We start from the raw sequence: 18705 nt of genomic DNA, 5'->3' as shown, positions 1-18705 counted from the left end.
TCGAGGCGACCGGCTCAGGGAGGCGTGTCGCCGATCCAGAGCTTCGTCACCTTCGTGCGGCCGGGGATGCGTGACGGTCCGGTTTCGACCCAGACGGAGGCGCCGGCCACGAGCTGCTCCGGCGGCGGGCCCGCGACGACGGCGTCAAACGGCAGCTCGCCTTCGCCCTCCACGTTCACCTTGCCGAAGCCCTGCTCGCGTTGAAAGCCGACGATGGTTCCCTTTTTAGCGGCGCTCATCGCCGGAGAATATCGAAGGGGCCGAGGGGCGAGAAACGAAGAAATCCTTCACGGCACCTTCGTGCAAGCGCTGCCGCCTGATGCAGACGGTGCGCGCGCGTCACGCTGCCCAAGGAATAACCCGCCTCGCGAGACGGCATACCACTTGCTGGACACGGCGCGATGGTCTTCGCCGCCAAAGTGCCCGAGCGGCGCGTCGTCCTCACGGCCCGCGGGCTGACGAAGGTGTACCGCATGGGGGAGGTCGACGTCATCGCACTAAGGGGCGTCGACCTCGACCTCCACGCCGGCGAGCTCATGGCGCTCCTCGGCGCCTCGGGCAGCGGCAAGTCAACCTTGCTCAACATCTTGGGCGGGCTCGATACGCCCACAGCCGGCGCCGTCACTTACGGTGATCACGACCTGACCGCCACCGACGAAGCGAACCTCACGGCCTATCGTCGCGAGCACGTCGGCTTCGTCTTCCAGTTCTACAACCTGATCCCGAGCCTCACGGCCCGTGAGAACGTCGCGCTCGTGACGGACATCGCCGACGCGCCGCTCGACGCCAAGGAAGCCCTTGAGCTCGTCGGCCTCGGCGATCGCGTCGATCACTTTCCGTCGCAGCTCTCCGGCGGCGAGCAACAGCGCGTCGCCATCGCGCGGGCCATCGCCAAGCGGCCCGACCTGCTTTTGTGCGATGAGCCGACCGGCGCGCTCGATTGCCAAACAGGCCGCATCGTTCTCGAGGTCATCGAGAACATCAACCGAACGCTCGGCACCACAACGGCGCTCATTACGCACAACGCTCCCATCGCGCAGATGGCCGATCGCATCGTGCGCATGAGCAACGGTCGTATCGTCGAAGATCGGCCAAACTCGGCGCGCGTGCCTCCGAGCGAGGTGGTCTGGTGAAGGCCCTCACGCGAAAGCTCACGAAGGATCTGCTCCTCATGTGGGGCCAAGCCGTGACCATCGCGCTCGTCGTCGCTTGCGGTATCGCGTCGTTCGTCGCCATGCGCTCGGCCTACGACTCGCTCCTCGTCGCGCGAGACGCGTACTACGCCGATCGCCGCTTCGCCGACGTCTTCGCGCACCTCGAGCGCGCGCCTGACTCGCTCGCGTCACGACTCGAGGCGGTGCCCCACGTCTCGCGCGTCTACACGCGCGTGGTCGAGGCGGTGATGTTGCCCCTCGCCGATATGGCCGAGCCGGCGGTGGCGCAGCTCGTGAGCCTGCCACCCTCGGGCGAAGCGCCCCTCAACGCGCTTCACTTGCGGCTCGGCCGAACGCCCGAACCAGGCCGCAGCGACGAGGTCGTTGTGTCGGAGCCCTTCGCTGCGGCCCATCGGCTCGCGCCCGGCGACGCCTTGCCCGCGGTCATCAACGGGACGCTCCGCACGCTGCGCGTCGTGGGCATCGGCCTCTCGCCCGAGTTCGTCTTCGCTGTGGGGGCCGGCAGCTTCGTCCAAGACGACCGCCGGAGCGGCATCCTCTGGATGGAGCGGGCGGCGCTCGCAGCGCCGTTTCGCATGGAGGGCTGCTTCAACGACGTGGCCTTTTCGCTGCAGCCCGGCGCGCCCGTCGAGCCCGTGCTTGCCGACGTGCGGCGCATTCTCGAGCCCTTCGGCGTGCGCTCCGTTGAGGGGCGCGAGAAGCAGCTCTCCAACCACGTCTTGAGCAGCGAGCTCAGCCAACTCCAGAGCTTCGCCGTGGTGCTGCCGGCGATCTTCCTCGGAGTCGCGGCCTTCCTCGTGAACGTCGTGCTCGCGAGGATGCTCCACCTTCAACGCGCGCAGATCGCGACGCTCAAGGCCGTTGGCTACTTTCGCCACGAGATCGCCCTCCACTACGTGAGCTTCGTGGCCGTCGTGGTGGCCGCCGGCGCGATCCTCGGCACGTTGCTCGGCGACATCCTCGGCCGCGGCATGGTCTCCCTCTATCGACCGTTCTTTCGCTTCGCCACGCTGGAGCACACCCTCTCGCCGCGCATCGTCGCTACGGCCGTCCTCGTCAGCGTCGCGGCGGGCGTCGGAGGTGCCCTCTCGACCGTCCTTCGCGCCGCGCGCCTGCCGGCGGCCGAGGCGATGATGCCCGAGGCGCCGCCGTCGTATCGACCATCGCTGCTAGAGCGACTCGGGCTCCTCTCGCCGCTCGGCGCACCGCTGCGCATGGTCGCCCGGGAGCTCATGCGGCGGCCCGGGCGCACCGCGCTCTCTTGCCTCGGCATCGCGCTCGGTGCGTCGGTCATTGGTGGCTCGCGGTTTACCTACGACGCCATGCCCCTGATGCTCGACCTGCAGTTCGAAGGCGCGCAGCGTGAGGACTACGAAGTGACCTTTCAGGGGCCCCTCACCAAGGGCGTCGTGCGCGAGATCGCCGCCGTGCCGGGCGTGTTGGAGGCGCAACCGCAACGTGTCGTTCCCGTTCGCATGCGAGTCGACCAACGCTATCGAGACACCGCGATCATTGGACTTAGCGACGCGGTTCACCCGCTCCGCGGCGTCGCCACCTGGCCGCGGCAACGGCTGCCGTTCCCGCCCGCCGGCGTCGTGCTCAGCGAAGCGCTCGCACGGGCGCTGCACACGGGCGTCGGTCGCGCCGTCGAGCTCGAGCTTCTCGAGGGCGACCGACGACACCTCACGGCGAACGTGAGTGCCGTCTTGCCTGACGTCTTCGGCCTCCTCGCCTACGCGCCCATCACCACGCTGGCGCCCCTGCTCGGCGAAGACGGCAACGTCTCGTCGGTGCTCGTCCGAACCGATCCCACGCAAGACGAGCTCGTCGTCGAGCGCTTCAAGAAGATGCCGCGCGTGCTCGCCGTCACGCGACGCAAAGAGATGCTGAGGCGCTTCTGGGAGCAGACGTCCCACGTTTGGGTGTCTACGACGGTTCTCACGCTGTTTGGTGCCGTGATCGCATTCGGTGTGGTCTACAACCAAGCGCGCATCGCCCTCTCCATGCGCGGCCGTGATCTGGCGACGTTGCGGGTCCTGGGCTTCACGCGGCGTGAGGTCTCGTCGATGCTCCTCTCGGAGCTGGCGTTCTACGTGCTGGCGGGTCTGCCCTTCGGCCTCGCCTTGGGGAAGCTCATCGTCATGCTCCTCATGGGCTCCGTCGACCCCGAGACCTACCGGCTTCCGCCGTACATGTCGCTGCGCACCTACGCGTTCGCGGCGCTCATCACGATCCTCGCCGGGGTCACGAGCGCGCTGCTCGTGCGTCGTCGCCTCGACCGACTGGATCTCATCGCTGTGCTCAAGACGAGGGAATGATCATGACGCCCGCCACCTCCACCAACGCTCACGCGGGTACTTCGGGCCCGACTGCTCACGACGTCGCCGTGCGCCGCCAAAAGCGTTCGCGCTTCATCCGGCGCGTCGCCTGGGGCGTGGCCGTCCTCGGCGTCGTGAGCATCGCGGCTCTGTCGCTCCGCACAGCGCCCGTGTCAGTAGAGGGCGTGGCCGCTCGTCGCGGCGATCTCGTCGTCACCATCGAAGAGATGGCGAAGACGCGCGTTCGCGATCGCTACGTCGTTTCGGCTCCCACGGCGGGGAGCTTGCTCCGCATCGAGCTGCGGCCCGGCGACGTTGTCAAGGAGGGCAGCGTGCTCGCGAGCATCGTGCCCATGAGTGCGGCCCTGCTCGACGCGCGAACGCGGGCGGAAGCCCAAGCGCGCTCCCTTGGTGCGGCGGCCGCCGAAAGGCAGTCGCGCGCGTCGGTGGCACGCGTCACATTGGCCGAGTCCCACGCGGCCGATGAGCTGTCGCGCACGAAGAAGCTCGTCGAGAGCGGCAGTCTCCCACCCGATCGATTGCGCGACGCGGAGCTGGAGGCGCAGATGCGCGCGCAGGAGGTTCTGTCGGCGCGTTTTGCGACGCAGATGGCGGCCCACGAGGCTCAGATGGCGGCGGCCGCGTTGAAGCGTTTCGACGGTGGCGCGGCCGAGGAGCGCTTCGACGTCACGGCGCCGGTGTCGGGACGCGTCCTTCGCGTGGTGCGGGAGAGCGCCGGCGTCGTGCAACCGGCGACGCCACTCTTCGAGCTGGGCGACCCGGCGCGGCTCGAGATCGTGAGCGACTTGCTGACCGCCGACGCCGTGCGATTGCGGCCCGGGGCACGAGCTGCGGTGATGCGATGGGGCGGCGCGCCGCTGATGGCGCACGTGAAGCTCGTCGAGCCGTCGGCGGTCACGCGCCTCTCGGCGCTCGGCGTCGAGGAGCAACGCGCGACGGTGGTCCTCGACCTCGACGAGCCGAAGGAGAAGTGGTCAGCGCTCGGCGACGGCTACCGGGTTGAAGTGCGCATCGTGGTGGCCGAGCAGAAGAACGTGTTGTCGCTGCCGCTCGGGGCCGTGTTTCGTCATGAGGCCGGATGGGCGACGTACGTGATTCGTGGTGACGTGGCGAAGCTCGCGGCGGTAGAGCTCGGCGCGCGCAGCGAGGCGGAGGTGGAGATCACGAAGGGTCTCTCCGACAACGAGCGCGTGGTCCTCCACCCGAGCGAGCGCGTGAGCGACGGAACGCGCATCGCGGTGCGGTGAGGCTGGCGAGAAGGGGGAGGCGGCGCTGGAGCGGACTCACGGGGCGGCGGCCTTCCCGTAGGAGGCCTCGCGGATGAGGGGGTACATGATTCGGAGGGGCGGTCCGCCGTGTTTAGGGAAGGTGAGCGTCCGGTGAACGTCGATGACGCAGGAGAGGGTCGCAGCGTCCGTTAGGGCGGTCGGCGCCGTGCCGCCGTCCGCGGCACGCGTGAGCAGCTCCCGCGTGTCTGTGACGATGTCCGTGGAGCGCCCGTCGGTCCGCACCGTGAGCGCGAGGCTGACGTAGGTGGCCTCCGCTGAAGGGCGGCCCGCGAAGCAAGCTCCTAGGTCGGCGCGTCGATCTTCGAGGGCCTTGACGATCTCGTCGACGCCGAGCCATGCGATCGGTTGCTCGCAGAGGCGGTCGATGGCGAGCCGCGGAGGAACCACGGGGGGCTCCCGCTTCATCGGGACACCGACCGCGCGCATGACCGGTGTTCCAAGCCGAAAGGGCAAGCGCGTTCCCGCCCCGAACGGCGCTGCGGCTACGAGAGCGCGGGCGCTTCGTTCGAAGGGCACATCTGGCGCCGCGTCGAGGACGATGTAGTCGAAGCAACGGCCAGCGCCGCCTGCGCATCGCCCCGCAAGCGCGTCCTGCAGTTCTTGTCGAGTGGAGGTGAGCGGGACGGACGTGGACTCCGGAACGATGCTGCAGGCACTGCGGCTCTGCCAGGTGAGCCGAATGCTGTCGGACAGGGTCAGATAGAGCGCTGTGCCCGCGCTGCGGGTCGACGCGCCCGTGTCGTCGAACCGGCCGGAGAACCTGCTGCCGTCGAACTCGAAATCCACGTCGCGTACGCCAGCGAAGGCCGCAGCAAAGAGTGCGTGCGTGACCCGCGAGTTTGAGACCCCAGGAGCCGTGAAGAGCTGAATTGGTGCGCCTGCCTTCTCTCGGACCGCTCGTTGGAGCTCTGCGAGGTCCACTCGCGCGCCGTCAACTGACATCGATGCTGCCTCAATACGCACGACGGAGGATGACGACGCATTGCACCCGAGTAGCGGAAGTACGAGCGCGAGGTGGCGGAACATTCGGCGCAGCGTACGTCAGCTCCCGCGGTGTCCGTGGCGCCTCTGAGTGCAACACCGGAACCGCCGCCGAAACAGAAGCTCGTGGTATCGGTCGCCGAGAGCGATGAAGAACATCCAGGTCATCGACGGCGCCCAGAACGCGACGTTCAGCATCTTCCAGGCGACCGAGCCCGAGTTCGCCCTGCTCTTTCCAGGCGATGGCCAGGACATGGAGTACTCCGAAGACCTTCCGGAGACGCCCGAGATCCTGCGCGTGCTTCAAGCGATCTGGGAGCGTCCGATCCGGAAGGCCGACGCGATGGGCATTCACGGCACGCTGCTCTACGGGCTGCAGCGCTACAAGGAGTGGTACCCGGAGAAGCGCGAGGCGGCCGTGGTGTCGTCGGCCATCAATGACGCCCAGCGCCGGCTGTTTGGTACTCGGTGAACCCTCACGGGTGCGCGGAGAGACGTGGCCGACGGAGGAGCGTGCGCCAGCCGCGCCGCCACTTTCGCTCGACCTCGCTCGTGTCACACTGACGCATGGTTCTCGCGGTCGACCCGGCGATCCGAAGGGACGCCTGCTTCGTCTGCGGCGGTCTCGAGGGCCTTCTTGCGATCGCGCCGGGCGACGCGTTCGTTTGCCCGCCGTGTGCGGTGGATGTGGCTCGCCTGCTTGTCCTATCTTCCGATGCGATGTTGGCTTCGTGGTTCGTCGTGCCTGCAAGCGAACGATCCACAGAGCCAACGTCCATCGACGCAACCGTCGGAAAGCTGATGGGGGCCTTAGGAGACGAGCCGCAAGCGGGTCGCGACTTGGCCGTGGCATTCGAAGAAATGCGGTGCCACGGCGAGGCGATCAGACTCGCAGCGACAACGATCGTCGCGGAAGCTCCGCGGGTGCACCCGACCGCTCTGAGGGTCGCGCTCCTGGCTGCTGCCCGTAAGCCCGGGTGCCTGGCGGGCATCGCAAGAGCCATCCGAGATCAGCGACGCGATGCAGTTCCTAGGGCCGTGCGCGAGCGCCCACTCATCAACGCGGATGACGCCGCCGTCGCGCAAGTCCAGTGGACCGCGTTCGAGTGCGATGGGCACGCGTTCGAGTACCTTGCGGTGCCGACGCTCGAGAAGACGCGGCCAGCCGGCTGGCCTTCGCACAAGGCGGCTCCTGGGCGTTACGTCGCGACCCTGCTGCTCTCCGTACGAAAGCGTGGCGAAGCTGCGGGCGCTGGCGTCGACCTGCCGGCGGGCACTGACGTGACCGTTGTGCACGCTCGCGAGGCCGCACGGAGGATGTGGAAGCACTTGATGGGAGGCGCGTGACGCACGGTGCCCCGCTAGTTCCTTCGCTTGAAGAGCACCATCTCCGCTGGTGCGCCGCCGGAGCCGCTCGCGGAGCCCCCTCCGCTCGGCGGAGGTACATCGAGCAGCGCCAGCCGCATCGCCTTGCCAGCGCGCTGCAATCGATCGAGCACGGTCGGCGGCGCCGAACCGAGGTTTGAGACTACGCAGAGAGTCCACCCCATGGTGAGCGCCGTGGCGTGGACGCACGCGCCCTCGTAGGCCAACGTGGCGACCTCACCGTCTCCCCGAGCGGCGGCACGGGCTACGCGCCGCGCCAAGGCCGTCGCGTCGACGTCGACGGCGCTCCCGTGAAAGAGCACGACCTCACCGGCAGGAGAGATGAGCATCGCCGCGCCGGTGACGGCCGCGTACGCGAGGATCTGAGGCGCGCGCTGGCGAGCGCGGTCCGACAGGAAAGGCACGGGGCCCGTGGTCCAGTGCGGCGTGGTCACGTCGAGAAAGCGTAGCCGAAAGCGGAGCGCGCGCTATCCGAGCGCCGCTACTTGTCCTTCCACTCACGCTCGAGTTGCTCGAAGCGAGCCTCGAGAGCCCGGCGGTCTTCTTCGAGCGGGTCTACCTCTCTCGGGGCCGGCTGCGAAGGTTGGTTCTCCGGACTCAGACCACCACGAAGTCTCTCAGCCGCTCGGTGCAGCGATGGGGCGACCGCGCGGGCCACGTGCGAGATGGCACTCCCGGCGGCGGAGAGTGTCTGGCGCGCACCGTCGGTAAGCAGACCCGCGCGTTCGTGCTCGGTGGTGGCTCCGGTCATCGCGGTGGCCGTCGTCGGACCCGCGAGTGGTGTGATGGTTGATTGAGTCGCAACCGACGGGGCCGGCACTCGCGGCCGAATGCCTAGGAGTGCCCCAAGAACGGAGTCCACCTCCTCCATGCTCCTCGTCGCGGGTCCTTGACCCGTGATGTCTACGTACAGGTCGCTCTGCGTGAATAGCCACTCGGCGTAGGCGCGCACGTAGTGCTCGGGGTGGCTACTTCCGCTCAGTGTTTCGCCTCGAGCCAAGAGGTCTTCCACGACGGTGCGACTCTGCTCGAGGTAGCTCGTGGTGTCGAACACGATACTTCCCGCCGATCGCCCTGCCATGGTCCGCATCTCGAGACGCAAAGCGGCATCCAGGTCGCGGCACGCCAACAGTCCAAAGCGGTCTGCCGTGAACTCCTTCGCGAGCTGGTGGGCGCGCTTGTTTGCAGCGTTTCGATGCGACGAAACGGCGGCCGTCCACGCGTGCTCCGCGTGACCGGCGTGCGCTACGGCGTGCCCGAACTCGTGCCCGAGAACCGCCAACAGCGCACCACGATCCAGTTGGCCGAGGTAGCCGTTGATAAACTCCACCCCGAGCGGGTCGCCGTAGAGCACCAAGCGCGCGGTGTCGTGGCCGCCCGTTGAGGTCTGAAAGAGCTCGATGTCGTCGTCGATGCCAAGCGCGAGGAGAGCCTCCTCGGCCGCTTCGTACGCCTCGGACGCCATGGACTTGGTCAGAAGGAGCGAGGCGGCCATCAGCCCCCGCCGCCGCTCGGCGTTGTCTTGCCGCTTGAACGTGAGCTTCGTTTGTCGCTCCTCGCGCTCGAGGACGGCGTACGCGTCCAGTTCAGCGCGAACGCGGACACGCTCGATGTCGATGGGGCAAAGGGGGCGCACGACGCGTCGAGGCTAGCACCGTCGGCTGCCCAATCGCCGCGCCGCCAGGCCCCACGCAACTTCTCCCGTCCCTTCGCCGATAGGGACTTCATGGCACCCTCCGTCCACGCCCGCCGTGACCCGCGCATCGACCCCGGCCTCGACACCCGCCGTGGCCCCCGTCTCGCCGCCCGCATCGACCCCGAGATCGCAGAAGAATGGGCCCTCGTCGTCCGCAAGATGCGGTCGCGGCGCCGCACCCTCGTCGTCTCTTGGCTCGCGGCGCTGGTCGTCGCCGCGTCGTCGTTCGCCATGGGCATCTGGCTCAACGTGACTTACCCAACGCTGCTCAGTGACCGCCTCGCGCTACGCTACGTGCCGCTCTTGCCGTTCGTCACTGGTGGCTACACGCTCCTCGTCGTCTACCGCGCGCTCGGCGGGCGCCCGCCCCAACCCTACGCGAGCGTCTTCGAGCCCCAAGAGGACGAAGTCACGGCTCTCCTGCGCGAGCACCCCATCACGGCGTTCCGCGAGCCCGAGCACCAGGCGACGAAGTGACTTCCCGCTCTCGTCGCACGGGCTTGGTTGCGGGATGCGTCGGGCACGGGCTTCGGGGCAGGGCGCTACCGAAGGAGCTGCCCTCGCGAGAAGTCCAGCAGCACCGATTCGAAGGCATAGCCCACGAGTACGCCGGCCATGGGAACCTCGGCGCGTCGGGTGAACTCACCGGTGTATTCACCGAAGACGCCCGCCGTGACGAACCGCCGGTAGCGACGCTGCTCGTGAACGAGATAGCCGGGGACGAAGGCCTGTTCTTCGCCGAGCGAGAAGCCAAACGCGGCCTCCGCGCGGACGCCGCCGCCGCACAACAGCGCCTCCGAGGCGTTGCACAAGAGGAGCCCGGTGACGCGACCGAAGGCCACGTGCTTGCCGACGTCGCCCGTGAGGTAATACCCCTCGCCAATGGCCACGGAGGTGAGCCGCGTTGTGACGGCGACGCGAGCCATCATCTCGAGGCCAAGGGGCATGAGAAAGTGGCGCGCAGTGGCCGAGGGCGAGCCGTCGTGGTGAAAGCGACCGCCGAGCCCGTGGTGAACCGAGACGGCGCCCCCGGAGAAACCGTCGCTCCGCTCCCGGCCGATGACCGGACCCGCAGCGATCTGTGAAAAGGACGAACAGCCCGTGGCGAGCGCTAGACAGGCAATCGCGGCTGGGGTCGTTCGAATCACGCGGGTTGGGGTGGCACGCGCATCGCGCTCGCGCAAACGCCTTGGAGTGGGCGGGCAAACAAGTCCTGCTTCCACCGCGAGTCGAGAACGTGCGAGGTCCGGCTCGTAGAGCTGACGCGCTTCGAAACGGAACTGAGAGGGCAACACGCACAAAGAGCCCCAGACTCGTCAACGGTTCTCGTTGAATTGGCACGAGCCACGCTGCCGACTAGAGTCTGCGCCATGGATCGTTCGAGGGGTTTGCGGAGCGCGGTGGTGTGCGTGACGGCCTTAACGTCTCTGGCCCTCGTCGCGTGCAAGGATGACGACAACCAAACGAGTCAGCCCGCGACGGACAGCGGCACCTTCGACAGCGCGGTCGTGTCCGACGCCGGGACCGCCAGCAACGTCTTGCCCGACTCAGCGCCGCCGCCCCCACCTCCCGTCGGCCCCATCCTCGGGGGGCTCCAGTTCCCACTCGATGCGATTCCGACGGCCCTGGTGAAGCCCTATGGGATCGACAAGGACTTCGAGAGTGGGATCCAATCAGGTCAGTACCGGGCGGCTGTGGAGATGGGCACTCTCGACCGCACCAATCTGGCCCTCCAGTACACTTTTTGGGGTCGCAGCGAGACGCCGCTGCCGGGCGACGGTACCGGTTACCCCGTCTGGTGGACGAGCCTGCACTCGCCCGTGAACATGCTCTGCGCCGTGGAGAACACGGGCACGAACAAGGGCTACATTTTGGGCGTCATTGGCGGCCAAGACTTGCCGACACCTTCGCCTTACCCCGGACAGGAAGCGGCGTGCGGGTGGGAGCTCGTCAAGCACCCCACGGACAACAAGTACGCGATCAAGTCGCTCAAGTTCCCGCCCTCTGGCGGGAAGGCCACCTACCTCGGCAAGGTCCACGCGAGCGGCGTCGGAGCCGTCTATCACATCGTCCTGATGCTCGGGAACGTGGCGCCGACGAACGCCGATCCCATCGCGTGGTTCACCATGAACACGCTGACTCCATAGGCGGACTCCATGCGTGAGCGCGCGCGCGCGCCAGCCGCGCTCGCGCCATTGACGCGGCGGGCGGAGGCGCAGGCCGCGGCGGCGCCAGCGATGGCACTCGCATTGCTCATTGGCGGGTCACACCCTCGAAAGGATCCCGTCATGTCCCTCCGCAACGGTCTCACCAGCGCCATCGCCTTCGCCACGCTCGCTCTGCTCGCCGCCACCGGATGTTCGGCCAACGTCGAAGCGGGCGATGTGCCGGCAACGGAAGAGGCAACGGTCAACGAACAGGCGATCTCGGGGGACGGTGCTGGGAGCACTGACACGTCCACCGGCACCGTGGCCGAGAAGCCCAAGTGCGACCGGATGTGCGTCTACAACGCTTGCATGTCGAGCTGCAGGAAAGACCACCTGAGCCGCGGATGGTGCGATTCCTACTGCTTCTGCATCGCTGTAGGGCTCGGCGGCAGCCAGACCTGCTCGAACGTCGCGAGCGACACCTTCATCGACATCTGAGCGCAACGTCGCGCGTCGAGGGCGGCCGCGTTATTGCAGTCCGGCCCCCCCGTCGGTCGATGGCGCGTCCGCCACGTTCGCGTTGACTAGAAGTCTCGCGAACGTGGCTCGGCGCCCACGTCACATGCCGCGGCGCAAAGGCCGGGGCCTCACATGCCGGGGAGCGGCATGATCTCGACGATCTCGATGGCGCCGTCGGGCATCATGAAGTGCGGGTGGCCCTTCATGGTCTCAGCAAGCGCTTCCTTCGACTCGGCTTGCATCACCGAGTAGCCACCCAGGTCGTTGGTCGACGGCGAGCTGCCGCCGGGGGTAACGCGCAGGCTCTTGCCGAGCGGTGCGCCCATATCGACGAGGTTCGTTTGAGCCTTCTTGCTCCAGGCCATCCACGCGTCCATGCCGGCCTTCTGCTGCTCCGGCGTGGAGTTCTTCATTTGCTCGAAGGCGGAGTTCGGCGCTTTGTAGAGAACGAGAAACTTCTTCATGGGATCCCCCTGTGGAGCGCGCAACGCCTGTCGTCGCGCGGTAGAACCGGGTCTACCCGCGGCCACGGGACGCGGCAAGACAGGGCGCCGCCCAACGCTCCCTCGACTTCACCGCCCCGGGATCTTCATCCACATCGCCGTCTGGTCGCCTTCGTAGACGAGCGTGCCGCTTTGCGTGAAGCGGAAGTCGTATCGCGCCAGCACGTTCTCCGGCGTTTGCCGGAGTTGCTTGTGTGTGCACTCGAGGAGCATGGGCTCGCCGGGCTTCGCGAGGGCCTTGAACCGCGCGCCGTGGATGCGGCCGCCGTAGCCGATCCAGCCGGCGCGGTGGCGCAGGTCGAGCACGTAGTACGCGTGAACGAAGCCCATCATGCCGGTCATGTGGACCATCAATCCGCCGGAGACGTGGCGCGGATGAAAGACCGGGTCGGCGCGTTGCGTTCGCGTCAGCGGAAGCTCGTCGTGAGTGGGCATTCGCGCGACAACGCGGCCCGCCTCGCGTTCGACAGACACGATCTCCTCGAGCAGGAGTCCGTCGGGCGCATAGGGGCAGTCGGCGACGAACTCCGCATCGAGGGCCATGCGTGCACCATGGCTCAGTTGGGCGGGCCAGGAAAGAGGCTCCGCCCCCGAAACAACCTTGAGGCTCCCACGCGCCCTCGTGACTCATGAGGCGATCTCAGCTCGCGCAGGCGACGACGCGCGCCGATAAAGATCCCCGTGATTGGCGCCGGCACGCGCCGTGCACCCTCCAGCCCGCATTGGAGGCTGGTCATGAAAGGTCTTTCTTATCTCGTCGCGGGTTTCGTTGTCTCGTTGGTCGTTGGGTGCTCCGGCGCGCAGTCGGAAGAGGACGTCGACCAAGGCGCCGTCATTGGCGGCGAGGTTGCGACCCGCTGCGGACCGCCCACGGCGCCGAGGGGCGCGCGCGAGCAGTCACGCTGCGTGGAGCCAAGCGACCTCGACACGGCTCGTTCCTTCGTGGTGATCGAGCCGACCGAGAGCGGTGAAGGGTTCACCTTTGGCGTGACCGTCGACGTGCGCGGGTCGAGGCAAGTCTTCGTGTTCGCGGACAAGCCGTACGCGTCCGAGAAGGACGCGCAGAAGGGCGCCGCCGCGCTGCTGCGTGCTGGCCTTGACGCCAAGAACTTCAAGCGGGCCCAAGAGGCCGGCGGCCAGTACCTAACCATCTCCGGTGCCAACAACGTCGTCCTCGCCCGCACGACGTACGTCAAAGACGGCGACGTCAAGCGCGTGACCAACTCGGTTCGCAAGGCGCTCGCGTCGGCAGACCTCTCGGGCCTCATGAGCGAATACCGCGGTGCGTGGCGCGCCGACTACAGGGCGCGGACGTTCTCGCTCGTCGCCGGCAACGGCAAGGTCGTTCTCCAATCCCCGCGCGTGGACGGTGACGACGGCGCGTTCAACGACGCGATCTTCGGCACGCACGAGATCGGCGCCGCCGACCGGGCGGCGACGCTGCGCTCTCCGGCGGGCACGATCTGCCGCGCCATGGGCGAAAACGGCGTCGAGGCGTGGATCAGCGACAGCTTCGTCTTGACCGCCGAAACGACCGGCTATCGCTACCACATCGCGCAACTCGTTCCCGGAGCCGGTGACACCAAGAAGCTGGCCTCGAGTGCGACAACGTTCACGACCTGCGAAGGTGCCATCGAAGGCATCCAGACGGTGACGGGAATCCTCGCGAACATGCCGCGCGGCTGAGCGCAGTGTCACGCTGAACGAAGCGCGCCGTGCTCCTCGTGAGCCGGCGCGCTTTCGTCTTGCGTCGGGCTGCCCGAGGCCCCTTGCGTTGCGGGCCGTGCTGCTCCAGCCGACGCTCAGTTACCGCGGGACATGAGTGTTGCTCCTCGGTTTGAAGCGAGCCAACATTCCTCCATGCTCGGCGCTCGACGGGCCTTCGTAGTGGCGACCGCTTGTGTGCTCGCGGCGTGCCAGCGTACGGCGCCGAGCGAAGCGAAGGGCGTTGATGCGCCAAGCGCCGCGGCCACCGTGAGCGTCGCCAAACCCACCCCAGCCATGAGCGCCGCCCCCGACCTTGCGTGGCACAACCTGAGCTTCTTTCACGGCGACGGTGAACGCCTCGCGTTCGCGCGCGATGGCCGCGTGTTCTACGAGCGGCTCAAGGCCGACCGCTTGCTTCGGTGGGAGGTCACGCTCGAGGCGAGCGACGCCGCAACCCTCGCGGCCATCCATACGCGGCTCTCGAGCGCCGGTGCCGTGGTGCCAGAGCGGATGGGGATCCCCGATGAAGTGAGCGTGCTCGTCGACTATCGCGACAGTGGCGGCAAGCTTCAACGCGTTACGGTCTGGGAGGCCGATCTGGGAAAGTTGCCGCCCGGGCACGTGGTGTCCGAGCTTCGTGGCGCCGTAATGCGCGTGGGCGAGCGAATCGCGCGGCTCGGGCCCGGCACGCCGGTGGGGCCGGACGCCGCCGCCGCTTGGCCACCGGCGTTCCCCGCGCGGTGACGCGATGCGCGCATGGCGGGACAGCGACATCTTGTCCATCGCGCCGTCGGAGGAGAGTATGTCGCCCATGAGCGAGGGGTCTTCGACGATCGCGCGGCCTCGACGCTCGCTACCCGTCGTTTGGCTGGCGTCGCTCGGCTTTGCGCTGGTGGCGCTGTCGGTCGGCGGCGAAGGCTGCGGCGGCGCCACGCAGGGCCCCGACGACGCGGGTGACGCGGACATGGACGCGGTCGGTAGGGACAGCTCCTCAGAAGCAGGGGCGGCACCAGAGGGCACGTCCAGGGTGCCGCCCCGAGCCCCTCCTCAAACCGTCTTGTGCGACGCCAGTGTGGTCGACGAGGAGACCGGCGTCTGGCGCGAGGTTCTATGCCCGCACTGGCCCACCACGTGCGTCGGGGGGTGGCTCGTCGAGTACTTCGCCGAGTCTCCGTTTTGCCTCAGGTACACGAGTCGTGCACCGTTCACCTGTCAGTACACGGCGCTCGTCAGCGACTGCGAATCGACCGGCGGGTACTGCTCCCCAGAAGAGGGGTGTCAGGGCAGCGGTCGCGTCCTCGTCAAGTAGTCCTCCGCGGCGGCCAAAATGCCGCGAGGAGCGTCACCATCAGCCAGCCAAAAATGTCCGGGTGCGCCGTCGTCTCGAAGATCGCGTGCAGACCGCACGCACCAATGACGGCGACGACGCGGGTCCGAGGGACGAGCAGCAGGACGGCGAGCCCAAGCTCGGCGGCCACGGTGCCCCACGCCGCCGCCACACGTGCCCCTGATGAAGCGAGCACGAGGTGGCTAAAGGCTCCGTCGATAAAGCGATGGGTGGCGAGGCGCCTCAAGGTCTCGCCGGCGAGCCACGCGGCGTTCAATTTCGCGATGCCGCCCCACACGTAAATCGAGACCACGAAGCCTCGAAGGAGCCAAACGCTCGACACGGGCGATGCGGTAGCCTGGCCTCTCTGACCCAGCAGCGTGTGCACCTCCGCTCCGTCACCGAGGGCCACGAGCAGCGTGGCCACCAGCAACGTGTTGTACGTGAAGATGAACGACAGCGGCTCTTGCGACCAGACGAGGTAACCGGCAAGCGCAGCCGTGACGCCCGCCACCCGAGCGTGCACGCCCAAAGCGAAGAGCAGTGCCGCCCCCGTTCGGACGACACAGAGGGCCTTCACGAGCGCGATGGGCAAGAGCACGCCAAAGAGGCCCATGCGGTACGCCTGCTCATCGGGCCACCCGTAGAGGGGTCCGCCGTGATGGCGAAGCAGACCCGGGACCCACTCGAGCAGTGGTGTCGTTCGGACCACGAAGAACGCGCCGACGACAGCGCGAATCGCGCCCAGGCGTCGAGCCTCGAAGGCCGTTACCGCGAACATGGGCGCCTTCGACTCTCGAAGGTTTGCGTCGTCGCCAACACGTCGTGGCGCTCGACGAGCCTCACAGTGACGAAGCGAGCGGTCGGCTCGACGAGGCACGCGGCGCCCGCGAGATCATCCAGGTGCATGCGCATCATCCGGTGCACGGGGCCCGTGTGGAAGTGATCCGCGCCAACCATCGCCGTTCGCGCGGCGCCCGTGAGGGCCGTCGCGACCTTGGTCGCCGCAATGGGAAACGCGCGTTCCGCCGCGTCCTCGCCGCGGATCTCAATCCTCGACTCGGCGATGTCGGCGAACATCGAGTAGGCCAAGCGGCCGCTGCCATCGAGGTACGAGGCAGCGGGGATTGCGAACGCGACGAAGAAGAGCACGATGCCGTGAAGGCGCGCGATCTTCATCGGGTGACACTACTGGGAATCGCGCTGGGCGGCCTCCCGTTCCAGCCTTTGAATCCCGCCGAGCTCGTCGCCACCCCCCCGCGATGTGCGAATTTCGTCGGTTCCCTTTGACGCGTCGCGCGCTTCGCGAGAGACACAGCCATGGACACCGTCGCGTATTCCGAGCTTCTCGTGCGTTTCGGCAAGGACTTGGTGAGCATCGCCGAGGGTGCCGAGGCGGCCGCTGGCAACACCATCGAAGGCGATGAGCGCACCATCGCCATCGCCGCCGCGCGACGGAAGTTCGCCGACTATGCCGAAATCATCGACACCCTCGACGAAGAGTCGAAGGCCTTGAAGACACAGTTCACCAAGCGCTTCGCCACCAGCGTCGACCTGATCCGCGCCTCGCTCACGAAGATCGACGGCGGCTGACGGCGCGCCCGAACGCGCCAAGCCGCTCGCGCTCGCTCCTCTGGACACAGATGCGCAAGGGTTGCGCCCCCCGCTTTGACCGGGGACTTCTTGCCAGCGTTCCGGCTTAGTCCCTACTCGCAACAGACGAGGCGAGTAGAAGTCGCGCCATGAACGTACGGAACACCTCCGCCTCTGTCTCGAAGCTCGTCCTCACCGCCGCCGCGCTCCTCGCCGGCTGCAGCAGCGAGGCGCGCGATCTCGGTGAATCCGAGGAGGCGATCCTCGGTGGCGCCCTCGACACGAACAACACGTTTGACGTCGGCGTTTGCACCGGGCCTCTCGTGACCGACGCGACCGTGGGTCCCGTTGGCACGTGCCGGACGGGCGCCGTGAAGTGCTCCGGCACGCTCATTGGGCCGAACCTCGTGCTCACCGCGCGCCATTGCGTGCACACGGCGGAGCCGAACGTCGGCGCCGCGACGCCGCCGCTGTTCTGCGAGCAACACTTCACCGAGACGGCGTTCCGCGAGGGCGGCACGCGAGTCACCACCAGCTCGTCTTTGTTCGTCGGAAGCCCCAAGTGGTACGACGTCGACAAGATCCTCTTTCCGGCGACGAACTCGTTCTGCGACGACGACATCGCGCTCTTGATCCTCGCTAAGCCGGTGCCCTACGCCGAGGCGCGGTATGCCGGCGTCGACTTCTCGCGTGACATCGCCAAGCACCCGCCGAAGGAAGTGGCCCTCGTTGGGCGCGGCGTCGTGACGGAGGAGTTCTCCGTTGATCCCGTGACGCTCGACGTGACCGGCACCGCGAACGTGGACCGCGGCGACTTGCAGCGCCGCGTCGCAGAGCACGTGCCGTTCAAGTGTGCCTCGAACAAGGCCGGCAAGTGCACCGTCGCCGATCACTCGGTCCTCACGACGCACTCCTACACGCTGACGACGGGGCAATTCCTGGTGGGCCCCGGCGGCGGTAGCGGCGACTCGGGCTCCGCGGTCTTTGACCAAAAGAAGTTCGACAAGAAGTTCCCGCGCGTCCTCGGCGTCTACGCGTGGGGCACCATCGGGCCCGATGGCAAGAGCAACGCCGGCGGCGCCGTTCGCGTCGATCGGCACCGCGACTTCATCATCGACGGCGCCATCGAGGCAGCGTGGCACGGCCTCGTCACGAAGCCCTGGTGGCTCGCCGACGCCGACGGCACGAAGAACTAACGCCCGCCGTCGAGCGGCGGGGCGAAGCCGCCGCTCGGTCAGCGTCACCGCTTCTTCGCGACCACGACGTATTGATGCGGTAGCGACTCCTCGGCGAGGCGGCTCTCGAAGCCGCCCGCTGCGAGCTCGGCCATCACGGATTCCGGTGAGAGCCGGTGCTTCGCTGGCGGCCCTTTCGGGGCGTCACGCGTGAAGTCGACAACAATCACGGCGCCGCCGGGCTTCAGCGCCGCCGCGAGCCTCTTCGCGTAGGCGCCGCGGGCGTCGATGTGATGCCACGTGTCGACGATGAGGAATCGGTCGACGCCTTGCGGGAGGTCGGACCCGTCGAGGGCGACGCGGCGCGCCTCGACGTTCATCAGTCCGTCGCGGGATGCGCGCTTCGCCATGTGATCGACCATGTTGGGTTCGATGTCGAGGCCGATGACCTTGCCGCTGGGCCCCGCGGCCTTCGACAAGCGCGCGAGGAAGTAGCCGGTGCCGGCGCCCAGATCGACGACCGTCTGGCCCGCGGTGATGGCCATCAGCGATACGACCTCGTCGGGCTTCTGCCAGCCGTCGCGATCGACGGCGTCGAACTCGCGGCTCCAGCGTTCGGCGTCGGCGAACGAATGGTGGACCGTGCCGGGGTGGTGGTCCTCCGCGTGATGCTCCCGGTGGTCATGCGGCGGCGGCGGCGGCGGCGCCGCGCAGCCGGCGGCGGTGGCGATGACAACCACGAGAACGGAGGGGGTGAAGGCGCACCGAAGCGAATGGCGAAGCATCGCCCGCAGCATAGGCGCTTCGGCGTGTCGGCTCGCCACCTACTCGCACCCTGAGGCGACACTCGACCGCGCTTCGGATCCAG

At 67.8% G+C, this 18705-nt stretch carries 23 protein-coding genes; 13 read left to right on the top strand and 10 right to left on the bottom strand.

Features of this window, described 5'->3' with window-relative positions:
* Positions 1-14: 14 nt before the first annotated feature.
* Entirely contained in the window at positions 15-239 is a 225-nt protein-coding gene (locus IPG50_21610; GenBank protein MBK6694782.1) for a hypothetical protein, read from the bottom strand.
* 162 nt (positions 240-401) lie between these two features.
* On the opposite strand from IPG50_21610, the gene IPG50_21605 reads away from it, so the two are divergent.
* Genes IPG50_21605 through IPG50_21595 form a run of 3 tightly spaced genes read left to right on the top strand, consistent with a single transcriptional unit; the run spans position 402 to position 4761 of the window.
* Positions 402-1133 carry an ABC transporter ATP-binding protein gene (locus IPG50_21605; GenBank protein ID MBK6694781.1) on the top strand — a complete coding sequence of 244 codons (732 nt, stop codon included), beginning with the start codon at positions 402-404 and terminating at the stop codon, positions 1131-1133.
* On the top strand, positions 1130-3493 hold the full coding sequence (locus IPG50_21600; protein MBK6694780.1) for an FtsX-like permease family protein: 2364 nt from the start codon (positions 1130-1132) through the stop codon (positions 3491-3493). Before IPG50_21605 ends, IPG50_21600 begins: the two co-directional genes overlap by 4 nt.
* A gap of 2 nt (positions 3494-3495) precedes the next feature.
* Positions 3496-4761: an HlyD family efflux transporter periplasmic adaptor subunit gene (locus IPG50_21595; GenBank protein MBK6694779.1), complete on the top strand. Its 1266-nt coding sequence runs from the start codon at positions 3496-3498 to the stop codon at positions 4759-4761.
* A gap of 36 nt (positions 4762-4797) precedes the next feature.
* Here the strand turns inward: IPG50_21595 and IPG50_21590 are convergent, their stop codons facing one another.
* The gene (locus IPG50_21590; GenBank protein ID MBK6694778.1) at positions 4798-5745 is read right to left on the bottom strand and encodes a hypothetical protein; all 948 of its coding nucleotides are present in this window, start codon (positions 5743-5745) and stop codon (positions 4798-4800) included.
* Positions 5746-5932: 187 nt separating this feature from the next.
* On the opposite strand from IPG50_21590, the gene IPG50_21585 reads away from it, so the two are divergent.
* Together IPG50_21585 and IPG50_21580 are read left to right on the top strand one after the other, a co-directional pair.
* Positions 5933-6256 carry a hypothetical protein gene (locus tag IPG50_21585; GenBank protein ID MBK6694777.1) on the top strand — a complete coding sequence of 108 codons (324 nt, stop codon included), beginning with the start codon at positions 5933-5935 and terminating at the stop codon, positions 6254-6256.
* A gap of 566 nt (positions 6257-6822) precedes the next feature.
* Complete coding sequence (locus IPG50_21580) at positions 6823-7131, top strand: hypothetical protein (protein ID MBK6694776.1); 309 nt, start codon at positions 6823-6825, stop codon at positions 7129-7131.
* Between the two features lie 14 nt (positions 7132-7145).
* Here the strand turns inward: IPG50_21580 and IPG50_21575 are convergent, their stop codons facing one another.
* A complete protein-coding gene (locus IPG50_21575) occupies positions 7146-7604 on the bottom strand; it encodes a hypothetical protein (protein ID MBK6694775.1) in 459 nt (152 codons plus the stop codon).
* Positions 7605-7651: 47 nt separating this feature from the next.
* Positions 7652-8806: a hypothetical protein gene (locus IPG50_21570; GenBank protein ID MBK6694774.1), complete on the bottom strand. Its 1155-nt coding sequence runs from the start codon at positions 8804-8806 to the stop codon at positions 7652-7654.
* Positions 8807-8896: 90 nt separating this feature from the next.
* Here IPG50_21570 and IPG50_21565 point away from each other — a divergent pair, with 90 nt between their 5' ends.
* A complete protein-coding gene (locus tag IPG50_21565) occupies positions 8897-9343 on the top strand; it encodes a hypothetical protein (GenBank protein MBK6694773.1) in 447 nt (148 codons plus the stop codon).
* Between the two features lie 65 nt (positions 9344-9408).
* On the opposite strand, the gene IPG50_21560 is transcribed toward IPG50_21565, so the two are convergent.
* Entirely contained in the window at positions 9409-10014 is a 606-nt protein-coding gene (locus IPG50_21560; protein ID MBK6694772.1) for a hypothetical protein, read from the bottom strand.
* 222 nt (positions 10015-10236) lie between these two features.
* Here IPG50_21560 and IPG50_21555 point away from each other — a divergent pair, with 222 nt between their 5' ends.
* Both IPG50_21555 and IPG50_21550 read left to right on the top strand, forming a co-directional pair.
* Positions 10237-11013 carry a hypothetical protein gene (locus tag IPG50_21555; protein MBK6694771.1) on the top strand — a complete coding sequence of 259 codons (777 nt, stop codon included), beginning with the start codon at positions 10237-10239 and terminating at the stop codon, positions 11011-11013.
* A gap of 141 nt (positions 11014-11154) precedes the next feature.
* Positions 11155-11511, top strand: a complete 357-nt coding sequence (locus IPG50_21550; protein MBK6694770.1) for a hypothetical protein — start codon at positions 11155-11157, stop codon at positions 11509-11511.
* A 149-nt stretch (positions 11512-11660) separates the two neighbouring features.
* Here the strand turns inward: IPG50_21550 and IPG50_21545 are convergent, their stop codons facing one another.
* Both IPG50_21545 and IPG50_21540 read right to left on the bottom strand, forming a co-directional pair.
* Positions 11661-11996 carry a hypothetical protein gene (locus IPG50_21545; protein ID MBK6694769.1) on the bottom strand — a complete coding sequence of 112 codons (336 nt, stop codon included), beginning with the start codon at positions 11994-11996 and terminating at the stop codon, positions 11661-11663.
* A gap of 108 nt (positions 11997-12104) precedes the next feature.
* Positions 12105-12578, bottom strand: coding sequence for a hypothetical protein (locus IPG50_21540; protein ID MBK6694768.1), 474 nt, complete (start codon positions 12576-12578; stop codon positions 12105-12107).
* A gap of 192 nt (positions 12579-12770) precedes the next feature.
* Here IPG50_21540 and IPG50_21535 point away from each other — a divergent pair, with 192 nt between their 5' ends.
* The 3 genes from IPG50_21535 (at position 12771) to IPG50_21525 (ending at position 15051) form a co-directional block, all read left to right on the top strand.
* Entirely contained in the window at positions 12771-13721 is a 951-nt protein-coding gene (locus IPG50_21535; GenBank protein ID MBK6694767.1) for a hypothetical protein, read from the top strand.
* A gap of 174 nt (positions 13722-13895) precedes the next feature.
* Entirely contained in the window at positions 13896-14486 is a 591-nt protein-coding gene (locus tag IPG50_21530; GenBank protein MBK6694766.1) for a hypothetical protein, read from the top strand.
* A 4-nt stretch (positions 14487-14490) separates the two neighbouring features.
* On the top strand, positions 14491-15051 hold the full coding sequence (locus IPG50_21525) for a hypothetical protein (GenBank protein MBK6694765.1): 561 nt from the start codon (positions 14491-14493) through the stop codon (positions 15049-15051).
* On the opposite strand, the gene IPG50_21520 is transcribed toward IPG50_21525, so the two are convergent.
* The gene (locus tag IPG50_21520; protein ID MBK6694764.1) at positions 15044-15850 is read right to left on the bottom strand and encodes an HTTM domain-containing protein; all 807 of its coding nucleotides are present in this window, start codon (positions 15848-15850) and stop codon (positions 15044-15046) included. The genes IPG50_21525 and IPG50_21520 overlap by 8 nt on opposite strands.
* On the bottom strand, positions 15838-16248 hold the full coding sequence (locus IPG50_21515) for a hypothetical protein (protein ID MBK6694763.1): 411 nt from the start codon (positions 16246-16248) through the stop codon (positions 15838-15840). Before IPG50_21515 ends, IPG50_21520 begins: the two co-directional genes overlap by 13 nt.
* Positions 16249-16389: 141 nt before the next feature.
* Here IPG50_21515 and IPG50_21510 point away from each other — a divergent pair, with 141 nt between their 5' ends.
* Positions 16390-16662, top strand: coding sequence for a hypothetical protein (locus IPG50_21510; GenBank protein ID MBK6694762.1), 273 nt, complete (start codon positions 16390-16392; stop codon positions 16660-16662).
* A gap of 149 nt (positions 16663-16811) precedes the next feature.
* Positions 16812-17858, top strand: coding sequence for a trypsin-like serine protease (locus IPG50_21505; GenBank protein ID MBK6694761.1), 1047 nt, complete (start codon positions 16812-16814; stop codon positions 17856-17858).
* A 44-nt stretch (positions 17859-17902) separates the two neighbouring features.
* On the opposite strand, the gene IPG50_21500 is transcribed toward IPG50_21505, so the two are convergent.
* On the bottom strand, positions 17903-18622 hold the full coding sequence (locus IPG50_21500) for a methyltransferase domain-containing protein (GenBank protein MBK6694760.1): 720 nt from the start codon (positions 18620-18622) through the stop codon (positions 17903-17905).
* Positions 18623-18705 lie beyond the last annotated feature (83 nt).

Source organism: Myxococcales bacterium (assembly GCA_016703425.1).
In the GTDB taxonomy this organism is placed as follows: domain Bacteria; phylum Myxococcota_A; class Polyangia; order Polyangiales; family Polyangiaceae; genus JADJCA01.
This window is presented reverse-complemented; position numbering and strand designations above follow the sequence as displayed.